The organism is Nitrincola iocasae, from assembly GCF_008727795.1.
In the GTDB taxonomy this organism is placed as follows: domain Bacteria; phylum Pseudomonadota; class Gammaproteobacteria; order Pseudomonadales; family Balneatricaceae; genus Nitrincola; species Nitrincola iocasae.
Genome location: NZ_CP044222.1, coordinates 2,815,097 through 2,832,216, shown reverse-complemented (window position 1 = coordinate 2,832,216; position 17,120 = coordinate 2,815,097). Strand labels below are relative to the sequence as shown.

Annotated in this window: 13 protein-coding genes; 5 read left to right on the top strand and 8 right to left on the bottom strand. The window is 52.5% G+C overall.

Translation table 11 applies throughout. From position 1 onward, the window contains the following. The first annotated feature begins 47 nt into the window (after positions 1–47). Together F5I99_RS13040 and F5I99_RS13035 are read left to right on the top strand one after the other, a co-directional pair. The gene (locus F5I99_RS13040) at positions 48–1,640 is read left to right on the top strand and encodes a tetrathionate reductase family octaheme c-type cytochrome (protein ID WP_151056685.1); all 1,593 of its coding nucleotides are present in this window, start codon (positions 48–50) and stop codon (positions 1,638–1,640) included. 1 nt (position 1,641) lies between these two features. Then, on the top strand, positions 1,642–2,292 hold the full coding sequence (locus F5I99_RS13035) for a cytochrome b/b6 domain-containing protein (protein ID WP_151056683.1): 651 nt from the start codon (positions 1,642–1,644) through the stop codon (positions 2,290–2,292). A 19-nt stretch (positions 2,293–2,311) separates the two neighbouring features. Here F5I99_RS13035 and F5I99_RS13030 read toward each other — a convergent pair whose 3' ends face one another. The 3 genes from F5I99_RS13030 to F5I99_RS13020 are packed head-to-tail and all read right to left on the bottom strand — an operon-like array spanning position 2,312 to position 4,956. Continuing rightward, entirely contained in the window at positions 2,312–3,268 is a 957-nt protein-coding gene (locus tag F5I99_RS13030) for an SPFH domain-containing protein (protein WP_151056681.1), read from the bottom strand. A gap of 26 nt (positions 3,269–3,294) precedes the next feature. After that, the gene (locus F5I99_RS13025; protein ID WP_151056679.1) at positions 3,295–3,708 is read right to left on the bottom strand and encodes an NfeD family protein; all 414 of its coding nucleotides are present in this window, start codon (positions 3,706–3,708) and stop codon (positions 3,295–3,297) included. A 51-nt stretch (positions 3,709–3,759) separates the two neighbouring features. Next, the gene (locus F5I99_RS13020) at positions 3,760–4,956 is read right to left on the bottom strand and encodes a multidrug effflux MFS transporter (RefSeq protein ID WP_151056677.1); all 1,197 of its coding nucleotides are present in this window, start codon (positions 4,954–4,956) and stop codon (positions 3,760–3,762) included. Between the two features lie 163 nt (positions 4,957–5,119). Between F5I99_RS13020 and sbcD the strand changes: the two genes are divergently transcribed. Then, positions 5,120–6,334 carry an exonuclease subunit SbcD gene (sbcD, locus tag F5I99_RS13015; RefSeq protein ID WP_151056675.1) on the top strand — a complete coding sequence of 405 codons (1,215 nt, stop codon included), beginning with the start codon at positions 5,120–5,122 and terminating at the stop codon, positions 6,332–6,334. Next, positions 6,331–8,964: an AAA family ATPase gene (locus F5I99_RS13010; RefSeq protein WP_151056673.1), complete on the top strand. Its 2,634-nt coding sequence runs from the start codon at positions 6,331–6,333 to the stop codon at positions 8,962–8,964. The genes sbcD and F5I99_RS13010 overlap by 4 nt, the downstream gene beginning before the upstream one ends. 285 nt (positions 8,965–9,249) lie before the next feature. Here the strand turns inward: F5I99_RS13010 and F5I99_RS13005 are convergent, their stop codons facing one another. The 5 genes from F5I99_RS13005 to F5I99_RS12985 form a co-directional block, all read right to left on the bottom strand. Then, complete coding sequence (locus F5I99_RS13005; RefSeq protein ID WP_151056671.1) at positions 9,250–10,611, bottom strand: DUF6630 family protein; 1,362 nt, start codon at positions 10,609–10,611, stop codon at positions 9,250–9,252. Positions 10,612–10,621: 10 nt separating this feature from the next. Then, on the bottom strand, positions 10,622–11,563 hold the full coding sequence (locus tag F5I99_RS13000) for a hypothetical protein (protein ID WP_151056669.1): 942 nt from the start codon (positions 11,561–11,563) through the stop codon (positions 10,622–10,624). Between the two features lie 213 nt (positions 11,564–11,776). After that, positions 11,777–12,844: a lipocalin-like domain-containing protein gene (locus tag F5I99_RS12995; RefSeq protein WP_151056667.1), complete on the bottom strand. Its 1,068-nt coding sequence runs from the start codon at positions 12,842–12,844 to the stop codon at positions 11,777–11,779. Next, complete coding sequence (locus F5I99_RS12990) at positions 12,834–15,317, bottom strand: ABC transporter permease (protein WP_151056665.1); 2,484 nt, start codon at positions 15,315–15,317, stop codon at positions 12,834–12,836. The genes F5I99_RS12995 and F5I99_RS12990 overlap by 11 nt, the downstream gene beginning before the upstream one ends. Beyond that, positions 15,314–15,967, bottom strand: coding sequence for an ABC transporter ATP-binding protein (locus tag F5I99_RS12985; RefSeq protein WP_151056663.1), 654 nt, complete (start codon positions 15,965–15,967; stop codon positions 15,314–15,316). Before F5I99_RS12985 ends, F5I99_RS12990 begins: the two co-directional genes overlap by 4 nt. A 109-nt stretch (positions 15,968–16,076) precedes the next feature. Here F5I99_RS12985 and F5I99_RS12980 point away from each other — a divergent pair, with 109 nt between their 5' ends. Beyond that, a complete protein-coding gene (locus F5I99_RS12980) occupies positions 16,077–17,108 on the top strand; it encodes an AI-2E family transporter (RefSeq protein ID WP_151056661.1) in 1,032 nt (343 codons plus the stop codon). Positions 17,109–17,120: the final 12 nt, after the last annotated feature.

Below are 17,120 nucleotides of genomic sequence, written 5' to 3'. Positions count from 1 at the left end.
ACATTTGTGCGTTTTGTGCAGAAGCTCATGAATATGTAGGGCAGTATATGAATAAAAAAATAAAATGGCTCCGATACGGACTATCGGCACTGTTGCTTGTGCCTGTCACATTGGCTGTTGCCAGTTCAACCGCTGACCACAGCCAATTCGAAGCGCTTCAAGGGCCTTTCAGTACAGGTCAGGAAGTTACGGCTGCCTGTCTGAGCTGTCATACCGAGGCCGCCAGTCAGATTATGAAAACTCGTCACTGGACCTGGGAATATCCCGATCCTCTGACCGGTGAAATGTTAGGTAAAAAAACCATGATCAATGGGTTTTGCATCGGTGATCGCTCTAATGAAGCCTTCTGCCAGAGCTGTCATATCGGTTATGGCTGGGAAGATGATACCTTTGATTTTAATGAACCCACTCAGGTTGATTGCCTGGCTTGTCATAATACCGGTGAGTATAAAAAGATCGCCGGTATGGCAGGGCATCCAGCCTATGAAAACCAGGAGTGGCCCGAGGGTTCAGGTAAGTTTCTGGAAGCTGTTGATCTGGTAAGTGTGGCTCAGGAGGTTGGACCTACGTCCAGAGAAACCTGTGGTAGTTGTCACTTTTATGGTGGCGGTGGTGATGGCGTTAAGCACGGTGATCTGGATTCATCTTTGGTGCATGCCAGTCATGAGCTGGATGTCCATATGGCTGAGGATGGTTTGAACTTCAGTTGCAGTGATTGCCATCAGACAGATGAACACCAGGTGCCGGGGAGTCGCACCAGTATGACGGCGGCTGATACTGGTCCGGCGATGATGCGTGGACACCCGCAAGGTGATAGAAACCCTGCCAGTTGCCAATCCTGCCATGGTAGTGAACCCCATGAATCCAGTTTTGCACATGCGTCGCGTCTGAACCAGCACGCGGAAACGATGGCGTGCCAGACCTGCCATATACCGGCTTTTGCACGCGGTGGTGTGCCGACAAAAATGGGCTGGGATTGGTCAGAAGCAGGGCGGCTTACAGAGGATGGCAAGCCCTTCGTAACTCGTGATGAAACAGGACATGCTATTTATGACAGCCGCAAAGGCAGTTTTGTGCTGGGTGAAAATGTGCAGCCGGTGTATCAATGGTTTGATGGACGTGTTGACTATATGCAGCCGGATACCGTCATAGATCCGAGCAGTCGAGTGCCGATCAACCAGTTCCTTGGGGAGCCGGGGGCGGCGAATGCACGGATCTGGCCGGTAAAACTCTTCCATGGTAAACAACCCTACGATACTGAACTGAAAACCTTGTTGGTTCCCGAGGTGGCTATCCCGAATGATACGGCCTTCTGGTACAACTTTGATTGGGATAAAGCCTTAAAAGAGGGGGCTGAAGCCAGTGGAAGACCATTTAGTGGCCAGTATGACTTTGTCGAAACCTCCATGGTTTGGCCGATTACCCACATGGTTGCACCCAAAGAGCAGGCGCTGGACTGCGCTTCTTGTCATGCCGATGCCAGTCGTCTTGAAGGCGTAGCGGGTATTTGGATGCCTGGGCATCACCGCTATCGCTTACTCGACTGGTTAGGTTTCAGCCTGGCTGGATTAATTATATTGGGGTCGGCAGTTCACGGAAGCCTGCGCGTACTCACCCGCAATAAAGGCCGAGGACACTAAGATGCAAACTCCCATTTATCTGTATACCCGCTTCGAGCGCTTCTGGCACTGGAGTCAGGCTGGCTTGATTATTGTTCTGTTATTTACCGGCTTTGCCATTCATGGCAGCCATCAACTGATTGCGTTCAAAACCGCTGTGGAAGTGCATGAGGTGGCTGCTTGGTTACTGATTACCCTATGGGTGTTTGCGATCTTCTGGCACTTCACTACAGGGCAATGGAAACATTATATCCCTACGCATAAAAACCTGGTGGCGATGGCGCGCTACTACGCTTATGGTATGTTTGTGAAGCAGCCACACCCGTATCATAAAACCCCGGAACGCAAGCATAATCCATTACAGCGAATCGCCTACCTGCTGGTAAAGCTGGTTATTAATCCACTGATCTGGCTTTCAGGCCTGGTGTATTTGTTTTGGGGGAGTGCCAGTGAATGGCTACCACTGACGCTGGATGAGGTGGCATTTTTACACAGCCTGGGTGCTTTTATGATGCTGTGTTTTCTGTTTTTGCATATGTATTTGGCAACCGTTGGGCATACGCCCTTGGCGCATATTAAAACCATGATTACCGGATGGGAGGCACCACACACCGATGAGGCGCCGGGTGTGGAGCCCGAGGATGATGCATCCCCGGTTCCAGAAAAGTTATAATCTACTTGAATTGCAGCGGTTACTTGCCAGGTGCCTGATTGAGTAATTGCTGTAATGACCCTACGGCGCCCAATACGCTGGATGATTCAAATGGCAAGAACACCCGATCACCGTTTTTGGCGATATTCGGTAACGTATTGAGGTATTCAAGTCCCAACAGATAACCTATGACCAACTGGTGATCTATCTGTCCATCACCGGCTGCAACGATCTGGTTGATGGCTTCGCGCTCACCTTCAGCCCGCAGGATGGACGCTGTTTTGTCACCTTCGGCTACCAGAACTGCTGACTCTTTTTCGCCCTGTGCACGCGCTATAGCGGCTTCACGCTCACCGCTGGCCTGCAGAACCAGGGCGCGACGTTCGCGCTCTGCTGTCATCTGTTTGCGCATGGCATCTTCAACGTCACGGGGAATGTCGATATCCTGAATTTCGACGCGGGTCACTTTAACGCCCCATTTGTTTCCGGCTTCATCCATGACGATCTGCAATCGGTCGTTGATCTCCTGACGAGATTCAAACAATTTATCCAACTCCATTCTACCAACTTCGGAACGTAGTGAGGTTTTTGCCAGAATTTCGATCGCCTGAACCAGGTTTTCAGCCTGATAAACTGCTCGCTCAGGATCAATCACCTGAAAATAGAGTGCGCCGTTAATCGTGACGCTGACATTGTCACCGGTGATCACTGACTGGCTGGGAAAATCCAGTACGGTTTCACGTCGATCAATACGGGTTTCTTCTACAATGGCAGCTACTTGCTGATTATTAATCAACTGGTAGCGACGCATTTTGATGGACCGGGGCAGGTCAACAAAGGGGATGATCCAGTTAATCCCGGGTGACAGAGTTTTGTGATAGGAACCCAAGCGCTCAATAACCACCGCTTCGGATTGCTGCACAATTTTCAGTCCCTTGATGATTAGCAGGACCGCCATCACCGCAATAACAAGTGAAATCAGTAAAATAGCATCCATAACATATTCCTTTTAAGAGTTTAATTTCAGTCAACCAGGGCAGTAATGCCATCGAAGCCCGTCACTGTGACAGGTGTACCAGGAGGGAGTTCACGGCCACTGACAGATCGCACAAAGTAGGTATCACCTTCGACTTTAACTTTCAGTTGCCCGTTATTGTCGAGCAGGATGATGCCGCCTAGTGGTTTGCTCTCGCCAGCCAGTGCGCTGTGCCGCCGCGAAGGTGCCCAGTGGCGCATTATTTTGCGCAGTAATGGAGCCAAAGCTGCCGCACTGATGGCAAAGGCTATCCATTGCAGGGGGGCTGGTGCATTCAAAAGGGCTGCTAACATGCCGATCAGTGCTGCAAGGCCCAGAGCGAAGGCGAAAAAACCTGTTCCGAGAAGCTCCAGTATCATCAGAGAAAGTGAGGCAAGCAGCCAGAAGTGCCAGGGTTCCATTTACGTTCCTTATAGTTCAGATCAATGACGCACTAAGCTTAGCACTTTAGCTCAGTCTGCAGGAGTTGATAGGGGCTTTCTATGCAAGATAATTCGCAGAAGAATCCCTGTGAATACTGATAGTGTCATGATAGCCACCATCGGCATAGGCGTACCATCACCCAGCAAACCAAGCAGTGCGCCGGACAATCCGCCCAGCGCAAAACCACTCGCGCCGACCAGGGCCGTTGCGGTTGCCGCACTTTGTGGAAAAAACTCCATAGTACTGGCCATGCCGTTAGAAATAACAAAGCCCTGCAGGCCGATAAACAGCATCATTGCGGGCACTAACTGCCAAAGTTGAAGCTCGATGAGTCCAATCATTGCCAGCAGTGTGCAACCTATAATCCACTGTGTCCATTGTGCTATTGCCATCATGCGCTGCGGTGTATAGCGATGTACGATGCGGATATTGACCTGATTGCAAATCAGCAGTATCACGACATTGGCACCAAACAGCAGCGGAAAAATGGATGCGCTGGCATCAAAATGTTCCATATAGACACCGGCCGCACCGGTGATAAAAGCAAACATGGCGGCATAGCTGAAGGCAACAGATGCTAGAAATCCGAGTGCCCGACGATGGCGGATAATTTGCAGATAGCGCCGCAGGGGTGAAATTGCCGGAAAATCCTGTTGCTGTCGGGTTTCCGGCAATTTGAGTCGTAACGTCAACAGCAGGGTGATGGAGTAAACCAGCAGCACCAGGAAAATACCCCGCCAGTTGCTGATATGCAGTAGCAGGCTACCAAGTACCGGCGCCAGCATAGGAGCTACCATCATGATCGCTGCAATCTTCGACATAGCCCGGGCACTGTCGGCCCCGCGGAAAAGATCACGGACAATCGCAGCGGAATTGACGACACTGATGCCGCCACCAAAAGCCTGAATAAACCGGGCGATCCAGACAGTCTCGATTTGTGGGCTGATCAGAATGCCGAGCGTACCCAGAATAAACAAAACCAATCCGGTAGAGATAGCTGTACGACGACCATAGTGGTCTGAAAACGGACCTCCGCTCAGTTGACCAAAGGCAAATCCAGCCAGAAACAGGCTAACCGTTAGTTCGATATGTTGTACCGATACTTCCAGGTCAGCCGCCATATTAGGGAAGGCCGGCAGGTAAGCATCTATCGCCAGAGGAGCTAAAGCTGTAAGCCCGGCAAGCATCCATAGAAGGCCGGGAATTGAGCGTGGTAGTGATGTCATGTTCAGAGATCTTTATGCGTCGTGTGAAGCCGTCACAATCTATATAAGACTGATCGGTTTAAAAGTATCTGCCTACTGTAACGCATTCTGCGCATTAAGGGCAGAAAAAAATCCAGGCTGTGGTAATCTTCACGGCAGATATATTCATTAATACTGAGACTCTATGCGGATTTTACATACGTCAGACTGGCACCTTGGGCAACATTTCTTCGGAAAATCCCGTCTTGCGGAACACCAGGCCTTTATTGACTGGCTGGTACAAACGGTTGAGCAGCAACAGATAGATGTGGTGCTGGTGGCGGGTGATATTTTTGATACAGGCACACCGCCCAGTTATGCCCGTGAACTTTATAATCAATGTATTGTTAAGCTTCAAGTGCTGCAGGTGCAGTTAGTGGTGTTGGGTGGAAATCATGATTCCGTGGCGATGCTTCAGGAGTCCCGCGAGTTGTTGGCATGTCTGAATGTACAGGTGATTCCGGGTTACATGGCCGATCCCGAAGACCATTTGATAGCCCTCTATGAGCGCAACGGTACTCAACAGGCCTGGCTCTGTGCATTGCCCTATCTACGCCCGCGGGACCTGCTGCAAAGTCAGTCCGGAGAGACACAACAACAAAAGCAACAGCAGCTGCAGCAGGCTATTCAGCAGCAGTATCAGCGTATCTGGGAATTAGCCGCTATACAAACCACACGCTTGCCAGTAGTAGGCAGCGGCCATTTAACTACAGTCGGTGCCAGCCTGAGTGAGTCAGTACGAGAGCTGTATATCGGTATGCTGGATGCCTTTCCGGCTGATGCCTTTCCGCCGTTTGATTATCTGGCGCTGGGGCATATTCACCGGTCGCAACGGATCGCTGGAACAGAGCATATCCGTTACAGCGGATCACCCATTGCGTTGAGTTTTGATGAAGCCAGACAGCAAAAGCAGGTATTGATAGTTGAACTGTCGAATAAAGGCTTGCAGCAGGTAGTAGAGCTACCCGTGCCAGCGTTTAGACAGTTGATCTCCTTGCGCAGTGAATTGGACGCTCTGCCGAATCAGTTTGCTGAGCTGGCAGGTGACGCGAGTGATGACTGGCCGGTCTGGGTGGAAGTTGTGGTACAAGCTGATGCCTACCTGGCTGATCTGCAGGCGAGGATTGAAGCCTTGACCGATGAACTGCCGATAGAGGTTCTGCGCGTGCGCCGGGAACGCTTACAACCCGCACAAGGGTTTGCTCGCCAGGCGAAAGAAACCCTCAGTGAGTTATCAGCCGATGAGGTGTTTGAGCGACGCCTGGCCCTGGAAGAGCTGTCTGAGTCTGATGTACAAGCCTTGACGCTGCTACACCGGCAATTACTCAGTGAGCTGGAGACCGGGGAGCTGCCGATATGAGAATCCTCAGTTTACGCTTAAAAAATTTAAACTCGCTTAAAGGTGAGTTTTTGATCGATTTTCGCCAACCCCCGTTTACCGAGACCAGCCTGTTTGCGATCACCGGTGCAACCGGTGCTGGCAAAACCACGCTGCTCGATGCGCTGTGTCTGGCGCTCTATCACCAGACCCCGCGGATGAAAGTCATTTCAGCCGCCTCTAATGAGCTGATGACCCGACATACCGCCGAAGCGCTGGCTGAAGTGGAATTTGAAGTCAAAGGTGTAGGCTATCGGGCGTTTTGGAGCCAGCGCCGCGCCAGAGAACAGGCCGATGGTAAGCTCCAGGCTCCCAAAGTCGAGTTGGCTGAACTGCACAGCGGTAAGCTGTTGTCGACCCGGATACAGGAAAAACTGCAACTGACGGAAACCCTGACCGGGTTGGATTTCGAGCGCTTTACCCGCTCCATGCTGCTGGCGCAGGGGGGATTTGCAGCTTTTCTCAATGCCGGAGCCAATGAGCGAGCCGAACTGCTGGAAGAACTTACCGGTACCGAAATTTACGGGCGCTTGTCAGCCGCCGTGTTTGAGCATACCCGCATTGAAAAGCAGCAACTGGATTTACTGCAAAGCCAGGCAAGTGGGGTGATGTTACTGTCCGATGAGCAATTGGAAGCCCTGCAGGCCTCCCGTTTGCAACTGCAGCAGCAGGAGCAGACGCTAATTCCTCGGCAGCGTCAGTTACAGACTGCGCTGCAGTTGATGCGTCAGGTGCATGACACGCAGCAGCGACTTGCGCAGCTTGATCAGACGCGTACCACCCTGCAGCAGGGCTGGCAGCAGCAGGTGCATCAAGGGACCCTGCAGCTATTGCTGGCTCAGCGAGTGCTGGAGCAAGAGACGCTATGGCATCAGCAACAACATGAGGCTCTGGAAAAAGCACAGACAGACTTGCAGCGGGAGCAGCAACAGTGCCAAACCGACATCCGTGAGCTATTGGCTGAGCAGACAGAAGCACAGCTGCAACAACAGCAGAACGACCTGACCAAGCGTCAGGGGCACCTGGATGCCTTGCTCGACCTTGAAAAAGTCAGTCAGCGGCAAGCGGTGCAAATGACACAGCTGGTTGAGTTATCAGAGGCCAAGACTACCGGGCTGACCGAGTTGACCCAGCAACGCCAACCACTGAGAGACACCTACACACATATACGTGATCAAGTTAAAGACAAGGAAGTTCTGCTGCGTCAGGAAGAGCGCATTAAGCAACTGGAAGCCCATCGGCAGGCCTTGCAAGCGAATGAGCCTTGTCCCCTCTGTGGCTCCCGGGAACACCCGGCCATTGAAGCCTATCAAGCGCTGGATGTGTCAGCCACTGAAGCGGCGTTGCAGTCACTGCGTGATCAACTAGAGCTGGTCAGAGAACAGGGCAGCCAGCTCACCGCCGAGATAGCCAAAGTCCAGGCTGAAGCCGACGGTTTGACCCGGCAGATCGAGGCACTGAAAACTGAGCAGGGTAATACCGCATCACGCTTGCAGCACTTTTATCAAATACTGGTATTAGAACCTCAGCAAGAGGCCACCAAAACCCTGTCGACGCAGTTGATGTCTGAACAGCAAAGCCTGCAGCAACGTCTGGATAGCCTGAACAAGCTTAAACAGCAACAGCACGCCATTGAGCAGCAGCTTACCAGGCAACAGCAGCAACAGCAGGCACAGTATCAGGCGGATGAAACCCGCCGACAACAGGCGCAGCAATTGCAGGATCTGCAACAGCGTTTTGAGGCTTTGGCAGGGGCTGATAACCCTGCTGTCAGTGACCCTGAGGTCAGGGCTGATCAGTCGCTGACGCAGTGCCTGGCCGCTATCCGCAGCCGCCTGTCGCAACTGGAGCAACAGCGCAGTGACCTGCACCAGTTAGAAGGGCAGTCTCTGTCGCTGCAGGAATCTCTGAAAACAGCATTGGCCCAGCAGTCGGAAACCCAGCCTGAGGCTGTGTTACAGACTGAGGCTGATCAACTGGCCGATACCCTGCGACAGACTTCCATGCAGTTGGGGCAGTTGCAGCAGCAGTTAAAGCAGGATCATCAGCTCAGGGAAACGCTTGGCGCGTTGCAGCTGAAAATAGACCAGCAGCAACAGCAGTGTGATCGCTGGCAACAGCTTAACCATCTTATTGGCGCTAAAGATGGCGCTAAATACCGTCGCTTTGCCCAGGGACTGACGCTGGATCATCTGATCAGCTTGGCCAATACGCAGTTGGAGCGTCTGCATAACCGTTTTCAACTGGCTCGCCGGGAAGCAGCTGAGCTGGAAATTGAAGTGATCGATACCTGGCAGGCCGATGCCCGCCGGGATACGCGAACCCTGTCCGGTGGCGAGAGTTTTCTGGTCAGTTTAGCGCTGGCGCTGGGACTGTCTGATCTGGTTAGTCATAAAACCAGTATCGATTCGCTGTTTCTGGATGAAGGTTTTGGCACCCTGGATGCAGAAACCCTGGAAGTAGCACTGGATGCGCTGGATAACCTCAATGCCAGTGGCAAGACCATTGGTATCATCAGCCATGTCGAGGCTTTAAAGGAGCGTATACCGGTGCAGATCCGTGTAAGCAAACAGCAGGGGCTGGGCAATAGCCGTCTACAAGTGACGGGGTGAAACCGGCTACGAAGCGTAAGGGCGCGCTATAAATTATTAATTGCACAAGCTCGGTTTTTAGCTCGCATAGTTACAGGGATAATTTACATTATGCTGCTCTGTGCTCGTGTGCCACGCAGGTACCGCTTCAGTCCAGATTTCCAACCCTAACTCCGGCAGGCGGTTGATCACCATACTGCGTGGGTCGGCGCCAGCAAGCGCCGTTAGCGTGAGACTTATACTCAGAAGAAAAGTTGTGATTGCTGTCAGGTAGCGCCGTGCCCTGTTCATTTTGCTCTCCACGATTTAAAAAGGCTGATCATCGGTAAAGGTCTTCACCTTCAGCCCAGCCTGTTCCAGCGCTGCAACAAGCGTATCGGCGTCTTTTATTTTGACCGCCAGTGCATAGTAGGCGTCCTCGCCGGTGAGCGGAGCGATCAGGCGGTATCCGTGCGGCGCCAGCCACTGATGGAAGGTATAGAGTACCTCCCAGACTCGCTCGGGGCGGTTCAGCGTAACCGGGTCTGGTGAAAAGGCATCATCAATGCCGAGGGTGCGCGCGATCGCCTCACAAAAGCTCAGAGCGCTCTCGTCATCCTTCCAGTCCACGTGCAGCAGGGCCAGGCGGCGGTAGGTGGTCAGCAGTTCCATCTCCCACTGCGCAGCGGAGAAGGCGCAGAGAAAGCCGCCGGCCTCAAGGGTTTCCTCTTTCCGCTCTTCATTCAGCCACTCGACCAGAGCATTCCACAGACTGGCCTGCAGGCTTTTGGGCAAAGAAGCTGCCATCCGCTCAAACAGCGGCTGCCAGGGGGCAAGCAGCTCGGGCGCGGGCTTGCGCTTGGGTGAACGCTTGGGCGGCTCCGGCAAGGCGGGCTCTTTCAGTGGCGGCAAAATGATAGGCTCCCCCCGGTATTGGGCGCAGGCCTTCATCAGATCGGTCGGGTAAAACTCATGATCGATAAAGCTGCTGTCATCGATATTCAGCGCAGCAACCACGGCGGCGGCTGGGTAACACCAGAAGCCTGCCCATTCTTCCAGTAGATGATCTGGTTGCGGGTAATGAAGGCCCGGTATCTTGTTTTTGAGCAGTAGCTTTTCCCATTCGTCCAGGTAGCGGGCAATCATTTCTGGACGTTTTTCCGCAGGGGCATCAAATACCGCGTAGAGCTTTTTATAGACGGATTTGTTGGCAATCTCGTCGGCCAAGGGGCGCTTGGGGTCATACACACTGAGTAATCGGTCGACGAATAGATCACAACCAGAGGAAATCGCACGGGTGTTACGACCGATTAACTGAGGCTTTTCGCCCAGGGCGTGGGCGAGAGCGAGGAGCATACTTATCTGTAGAGGGTGCGCTAAGTCTATTTTCGGATGTTCTAAACCGCAGGCTTGTATGCTGTCTTCCAGCATACTTAAGCGCTCACGGGTTTCCAAATAAGCCTGGCGTAGCGATTCAATGCTATCGCCACGTGCGTAGAGGGATCGTAAAAGCCCTAAGGACCGATAGCAGGATGCTTCATAGCTTTTTACACGCAGGTCAGTACGGCCATTAGAGCGATTAATTCGTCCCGCAATATAGTCTTCACTGCAATACTTCTGTGCAGCTTTTAATGCGTAGTCGATACTGCTGGAGAGATCGATGTCAGAGTAAAATCGGTTTTGTCTCATCGGCTAACCCTTATTGGTAGAACTCGTATTCGTCACCTGCACGATCCACGGTGACCTTAGATGTGGATCCGGGCCTATCGTGGATTTCATAAAACTTTGTCTGCCCGCTAGCGCTAGTTCCTGCATATAGGCGAACGACAGAGCCATCGTTCTCATCTAAGCCTTTAAGCACTTGATCGAGCGTTGCATCGACTGTAAGAGCTAAGGGGGTCGCAGCTCTTGCCATAAACTGCGTGAATTTTTTCAGCCGCTGGGCTTGGAACATGTCAGCAATATAAATTCGTGCGTCAGGCTTAAGGCGGCCACGGCCACGGCCACGGCCACGGCCACGGCTGCGTAGGGCGAGGGTGATGCCACGGTTTGCATTACTGAGAGCATTGCCCCGGTTTCGAGTACGCATGATCACAGGCGAGAGTTGGTTTATTGCGATTCTATGTTCGCTGATCAATGCATCGTAGGCCTGGATGGCATCGCGGCGAGCGACAGCTTTCCTTTGGTGTCTAGGGCCAGCACCTGGCATATTGGCTGCGACGGGCTTTTGAATGGCAATGAGTGCGTTTTCGTAGCGCACTAAGGCTTTATGAAAATTCGAAAGGTTTTGGTATTGCGCATTAGAGACAAGATTAGAAGCACCTACCAAGCTTAATACGCCAGATAGTGCTTCTTCAGACAGGTATTTTTCCCAGAACTCTGCTTCTCTGTGTAATTCTTCGTCTTCGGAAGCTGCCGCTTCCATCACCCAACCACGTTCATGAATCGATTGCTGGTTAATAATAGTGATGATAGATGGGGCAGAGGGTTCAGATAAATCTAAGGTGAAGGCATGGCCTTGATAAACACGGCCACTAGGGCCTATTCCATTAACGCGAGAAAACTCACTAGTGAGTTCGTCATTAGCATCAATCAGATCAGAAATATGGCAGGCTTGAGAGTTAAAATAAACTGTGGGCATGGCAATGTCCTTATTGTGAGTCGATCATCCTTGCGGGTTTTTATCATGCCCTTATATCAAATAAAGGCTACTGCGTTTATCTATTAGCGTCAATACATGCTGTTTGGAGTTCAATTTCATCAAAATCCATCCTGCATGTGTGGCTGACATAAAGGTTGCAATCCAGTGGCAAAATGACTTTTTTGGGGTGTTAAATGAATGTCGAAACTAGGATTAATAGCCGGTCATTTCCAGATAGCCGACGCCGCTATGGCTGCCACTGATGTGTATCGGCCCTTCCCAATAAGGGATGCCGGTATCCATCCAGGCATTCGGGTTAATGGCCTGGGCTTCAAGCTCAATGCCTAGGTGCGGTATTTCTAGTTGCCACTTAATAGGTAAATGACGTCCGGCCACCGCGTGTGATTTTCCAGGAGTCATCCGGATCTGATCCGGCTTGAGAGGTTGTGTTGCTCCGGTAGCACTGATCCAGGTGCCGGAATAGTAATGCGCGCCATCGGCATGGCGTAAACGAAATAACATTAATTTATCGCCACTATCCAGGTGCATGGAAAACCAGTCCCAGCCCTGCTGGTCCGCGGCCAGCGGTTGACTGCTCCACTCCCGATCCATCCAGGCCTGGCCGGTAACGGCGTAAGTCTGGTTATCGATCAGCACCTGGCCCTCGGCTTGATAGAAGGGCTGGCTGAAATAGTGCGAGGCTTGCCCTGCCTCGGATTTGAGGCTGAAACCCTCGTCACCCTGCAATACCGGGTCGGCCTCTGTGCTGAGCGCTAGTGTGTAACTGAAATTATCACCCTTGGCAGACAGGGTGAATTGGCTGAGGTCGCCTGTTGTGCTGAGCAGTTGCCAGTTATCAATCCAGGCTTTTAGTTCTGAGGTATCTACCCCGGCCTGGCCAATGCCGCCGCGAGCATAGGTTTCTGCTGAATAGTGCTGGTGTTGTCGGGTGAGGCCAGCATGTCCCAGCCAGAGGTGTTGGTTGGTCCAGCCACTGCGCTCTGGACCGGGAGCCATGGTCTGGCGAAACAGCGTCCATTGCAAACCGAGTACCTCGCCCTCTGAGTCGGTCAGATTGGCGGTGATATACCACCACTCAATGCGGTAGTCCGGGTGCTGGCCAAAATCCTGTGGGAGTTCCAATCGCGTATCCGCACGCACCTGGGAAAAGCCCTCTACCTGGCTACCGAGTCCGGCAAAGCCTTGTGCAGGTTCCTCTTGACTGCATCCACTCAGGAGTAAACCGCCCAACAGCAGCCAACCCGGGTGTTTAGTTATCATGGCTGAAGCTCCTGAGCAGGTCTGACGGTGAGCTGAAATGCAGGCGTAGCAGTGGTACCAGTGCCGCCAGGAAAGCGGCGATTAGCGTAACCCCAATCAGCCACAGCCATTGAGCTGGAAACAGATGCCAGGGCAGTTTCCAGCCAAAGGCGCGTACGTTGATCACTTTGACCAGACAGAGGTTCAGTAGCAATCCGAGCGGGATCGCCAGTAATGCGGTAAGCATCGCCAGGCTTAACAGTTTGATCAACTCATAGAGCATCAAGTGGCGCCGGCTAATACCACAGGCCCAAACGGGAGCAAGTTGGCTCAGGCGCATTGATGATAGCGTCAGCAAGCTACTGAACAGTGCGATTGCAGCGACACCCAGAATAAACAGGTTCAGCGCCTGAGTGGCGGCAAAGGTCCGTTCAAACAGTTGGGTTGAGAAGCCTTTTACTGCCTGCTGATCGAACAAGTTGCTGGCATCCAGGTTGAACTGCTCTGTGAGCGCTTGCATTAGGACCTCTACATTTTGGGGATGGGCTCGCAAGGCATAACTGCCAGCCACTGCATCCGGCCAGTGTTGCAGCATTCGCTCGATCGACAGCATCAACTGTCCCTTGGGGTTACCATAGTCGCTGTAGATGGCGGCGATGATAAAGATCTGATCGCCTTCAGTGGCGGGTAGCTGTATCGAATCACCGGGGGATAAATTCAGATTCCGTGCCAGTTGTTCGTTGATCAGCACTGCCGGTTGTGTGGCGACCTGTTGCCAGGGGGAGGGCAGGCTACTCAGCAGTGGCCAGTGATCAGCATAGGTAGCGTGGGGTTTGAACCCCCGGAGCTCGACAGGCCAGCCCTGCAGGCTAATCTCCGTGCGGCGTGAAGGCAGCAGGGCCTCAACATCGTCGCGCTCGCTTAACCAGCCTTCCATAGCCTGAGCCTGTTGTGGATTGTCAGCGCGGAGATAAATTTCCGCCGCCAGCCGTTGATCCAGCCAGCCGCTGAAGGTTTTACGAAACCCTTCCACCATCCCGCCGACCCCAATGCTGGTTGATAGTGCCAATAGCAGCGCCATGAGTGCCAGTGACAGCCCAGGTAGTTGTAGCCGTGCATCGGCCCATAGCCATTGCGAGACCGGTCCCTGACTCCTGGATTCGGCCAGAGTCAACAGCCGCTTCAGGCAGGCGGGCATTAACAGCGCTGATCCAAACAACAGACACGTCAGTAGCATAAAGCCACTCATCAGACTCTCCCCCCAGAGCATCAACAGCAGCGCGATAAGCCACAGCAGGGCACCTGTTAGGCTCAGCCAGGAGCATATGTAAGGAAAGTACTTCACCTTATCTTGTGCCTGAGTTGCGGAGGGTTTAATCAGTCTTATAAGAGGCAAAATGGCAGCCAGCAAAACCCCACCCACGGTCATTGCCAGACCGCTCCACCACCAGACGGGTTCCAAGGTGAGGCTGTCAGTGACCTGAGCGCCATAAAGCCCACGTAAACTGGCCGCCAGGTCGGGTAGTAACAGGCTGGCAATCAGATAGCCACTGATTAAACCTGGAAGCGCCGCCAGTAAGCCCAGTAGCAGCAGTTCGGCCAGTAGCCAACCGAGAAGCTGGCGTTGACTGACACCACAGCTGTGCAGAATCTGTCGCAAGGGGCGGCGTTGTGCAAACGCCAGATTGATGCTTGAGTAGACAATTAACAAGCCCACCACAAACGCCAGCAGACTCAGTGCGGTCAGGTTAAGGTGAAAGCTGTCTGTCAGCCGGGCCAGATCGGCTTCATCTTTCGCTGTTATTAGCTTTAGGTGGGGTGCAAGGGTATCGGGCAGTGGGCCAGGGGGATTGGCTGTCAGTAACAGTCGGGAGACCTTCCCGGGCAGCGCCAGTAGCTGCTGTGCCAGATGAATATCGGCGATCAGTTCCTTGTCGTTGAGTGCGCTAGTGACGTGTAGATGGGGTAATTCAGATGACTCAGCCGATTTGAATAACTCAGCAATGTCAGGGTTTTGCCACAGCTGTTTCAACTGGTCGGCGGTTGCCTGGGACACTAAAAGTTGTCCCGGCGGTGTTAAAAAACGCTTTAGATCAAAATTGCCGGGTAAGCCACGCGGCGATTGAGTGGTGGTGAATGTCAGTGTCAAGGGTTCTAATCCGATGATGCGCAGGGCTGGGCCATCGGGAAGTTGAAGTGAGCCTTCCAGCAGTGGAGTCACTTTCCAGCCAGCGCGGCGCAGGCTGATGTAATAGGCTTCGGAAAAATCGGTGGCGTCACGGCTAATCAGTTGCGTCTGCGACAGACTGTTAAAACGACCGGCTGCCTGGTCATAACTACTGCGTGCTTGCGCGTTTAGTGCCTGTACTCCACTCCACAGAGCCGTGGCGGCAATCAGCCCGCAAGCCAGCATTAATAGCTGCAAAGGATGTCGGCGCCAATGACTGAGCAGCGCGTGAAGCACCCAGACGTTTGTGAAGCGTGAAGTCGTCATTGCAGTTGACCGTTATGCAGGGTCAGGCGTCGATCAAGGAGGCCTGCCAGTCGATTGCTGTGGGTCACCATCAATAGACTGGCGCCGCTATCTCTGACCAGTTCCAGAAAGAGCGTCATCACCACATCACCAGTGCGCTCATCCAGACTGCCGGTGGGCTCATCGGCCAGAATAACGGCAGGCTTCACCGCCAGTGCACGACCAATAGCCACACGTTGCTGCTGTCCGCCGGAAAGCTGATGAGGGTAGCGGTCTGTCAGCCTGCCGAGTTCCAGACGCTGAATCAGTGTCTGTTGCCAGGTCAGGTCATGGTTTCCAGCGATACGCGCCTGAAAAGCCAGGTTATCCTTTACGTTAAGACTGGGTATCAGGTTGAGTTGTTGAAACACTATGCCCAGATGCTGGCGCCGGAACAGCGCTCTTTGGTGGTCGTTCAGCTGCAGCAACTGCTGCCCGGCAAGCTGTATGCTCCCGGCATCAGCCTGCTCCAGCCCAGCCAGTAATTGCAGTAGGGTAGACTTGCCACAGCCGGATTCTCCCATTAGTGCTAAACTTTCACCCTGAAGCAAGGTCAGATTCAGGTTAGAAAACACCTGCAGGGGTCCCTGGGGAGTGTTATAGGTTTTACATAATCCGGTAGCTGTCAGCATAGCGTCGTCCGCTTAATTATTTCCCGATGCTACGGGGTTTTGATTGGGAAAGCTGTGGTAAAAGTATACAATTCTTTCTTTTACGTAGAACAAGTGCAAGAGGAGCTTTATGGCGGATAATCATGGATTGAAATGGCTGTTGGGGTTGGCAGGTGTTGTGGTGATACTTGCCGGACTTAAAACTGCCGAGGCTATCGTCATTCCGATTATGCTGGCACTCTTCATTGCTATTATCAGTACGCCCTTTCTGCGCGGTTTAACGCGCCGTGGCGTGCCTTCGTATATGGCGGTGCTAATTGTTCTATTTGTATTGATCATTTTTGGTGGTGCTCTGGGGATGATTGTCAGTCAATCGATTGACTCGTTTCTTATGCGCATGCCGCAATATCAGGAACGCTTACAAACCCTCACAGTCGACTGGTTGCCGTACCTCGAACGCTGGGATATCCCGGTTAACCGGGATATGGTGATGAATCACTTTAATCCATCTCAAGTGATGGGGCTGGTAGGTACGACACTGTCTGGAATAGGATCTTTGTTGACCAATCTGTTTTTGGTGATCTTTATCGTCATTTTTATTCTGCTGGAGGAGGCGGGTTTTTCCGACAAAGTGAAGGCGGCGCTGCCTAACGCAGAAAAGTCTCTGCGTGACGCTCAGGGTTTTATGAAACAGGTTAACCAGTATCTGATGATTAAAACCACTATCAGTTTTCTTACCGGTGTGCTGGTGACTTTGTGGCTCTGGTGGCTGGATGTCGATTTCCCGGTTTTGTGGGGATTGATTGCCATGCTAATGAACTACATACCCAATGTGGGTTCATTGATCGCTGCCGTACCGGCTGTGTTGCTTGCCTTGGTACAGTTAGGTGTGACTGACGCCATGTTTGTTATTGCGGGCTATGTAACAGTAAACATGGTGATGGGTAATCTGGTTGAACCTCGCTTTATGGGGCGTGGATTAGGTCTGTCACCCCTGGTTGTTTTTCTCTCTTTGATTCTTTGGGGGTGGCTGTTTGGGCCGGTGGGTATGTTCTTGTCCATTCCCCTGACGATGATTGTCAAAATTGCACTTGAACAGAATGAAGGGACCCGTTGGGTTGCTATTCTGTTGGGTAATGAAGTTCCGAATACCTCCGAATAACCGCGTTTTTCA

Coding starts and splice junctions, on each gene's coding strand:
- F5I99_RS13040 (WP_151056685.1), top strand. CDS start 48: ATGAATAAAAAAATAAAATGGCTCCGATACGGACTATCGGCACTGTTG.
- F5I99_RS13035 (WP_151056683.1), top strand. CDS start 1,642: ATGCAAACTCCCATTTATCTGTATACCCGCTTCGAGCGCTTCTGGCAC.
- F5I99_RS13030 (WP_151056681.1), bottom strand. CDS start 3,268: ATGGATGCTATTTTACTGATTTCACTTGTTATTGCGGTGATGGCGGTC.
- F5I99_RS13025 (WP_151056679.1), bottom strand. CDS start 3,708: ATGGAACCCTGGCACTTCTGGCTGCTTGCCTCACTTTCTCTGATGATA.
- F5I99_RS13020 (WP_151056677.1), bottom strand. CDS start 4,956: ATGACATCACTACCACGCTCAATTCCCGGCCTTCTATGGATGCTTGCC.
- sbcD (WP_151056675.1), top strand. CDS start 5,120: ATGCGGATTTTACATACGTCAGACTGGCACCTTGGGCAACATTTCTTC.
- F5I99_RS13010 (WP_151056673.1), top strand. CDS start 6,331: ATGAGAATCCTCAGTTTACGCTTAAAAAATTTAAACTCGCTTAAAGGT.
- F5I99_RS13005 (WP_151056671.1), bottom strand. CDS start 10,611: ATGAGACAAAACCGATTTTACTCTGACATCGATCTCTCCAGCAGTATC.
- F5I99_RS13000 (WP_151056669.1), bottom strand. CDS start 11,563: ATGCCCACAGTTTATTTTAACTCTCAAGCCTGCCATATTTCTGATCTG.
- F5I99_RS12995 (WP_151056667.1), bottom strand. CDS start 12,844: ATGATAACTAAACACCCGGGTTGGCTGCTGTTGGGCGGTTTACTCCTG.
- F5I99_RS12990 (WP_151056665.1), bottom strand. CDS start 15,317: ATGACGACTTCACGCTTCACAAACGTCTGGGTGCTTCACGCGCTGCTC.
- F5I99_RS12985 (WP_151056663.1), bottom strand. CDS start 15,967: ATGCTGACAGCTACCGGATTATGTAAAACCTATAACACTCCCCAGGGA.
- F5I99_RS12980 (WP_151056661.1), top strand. CDS start 16,077: ATGGCGGATAATCATGGATTGAAATGGCTGTTGGGGTTGGCAGGTGTT.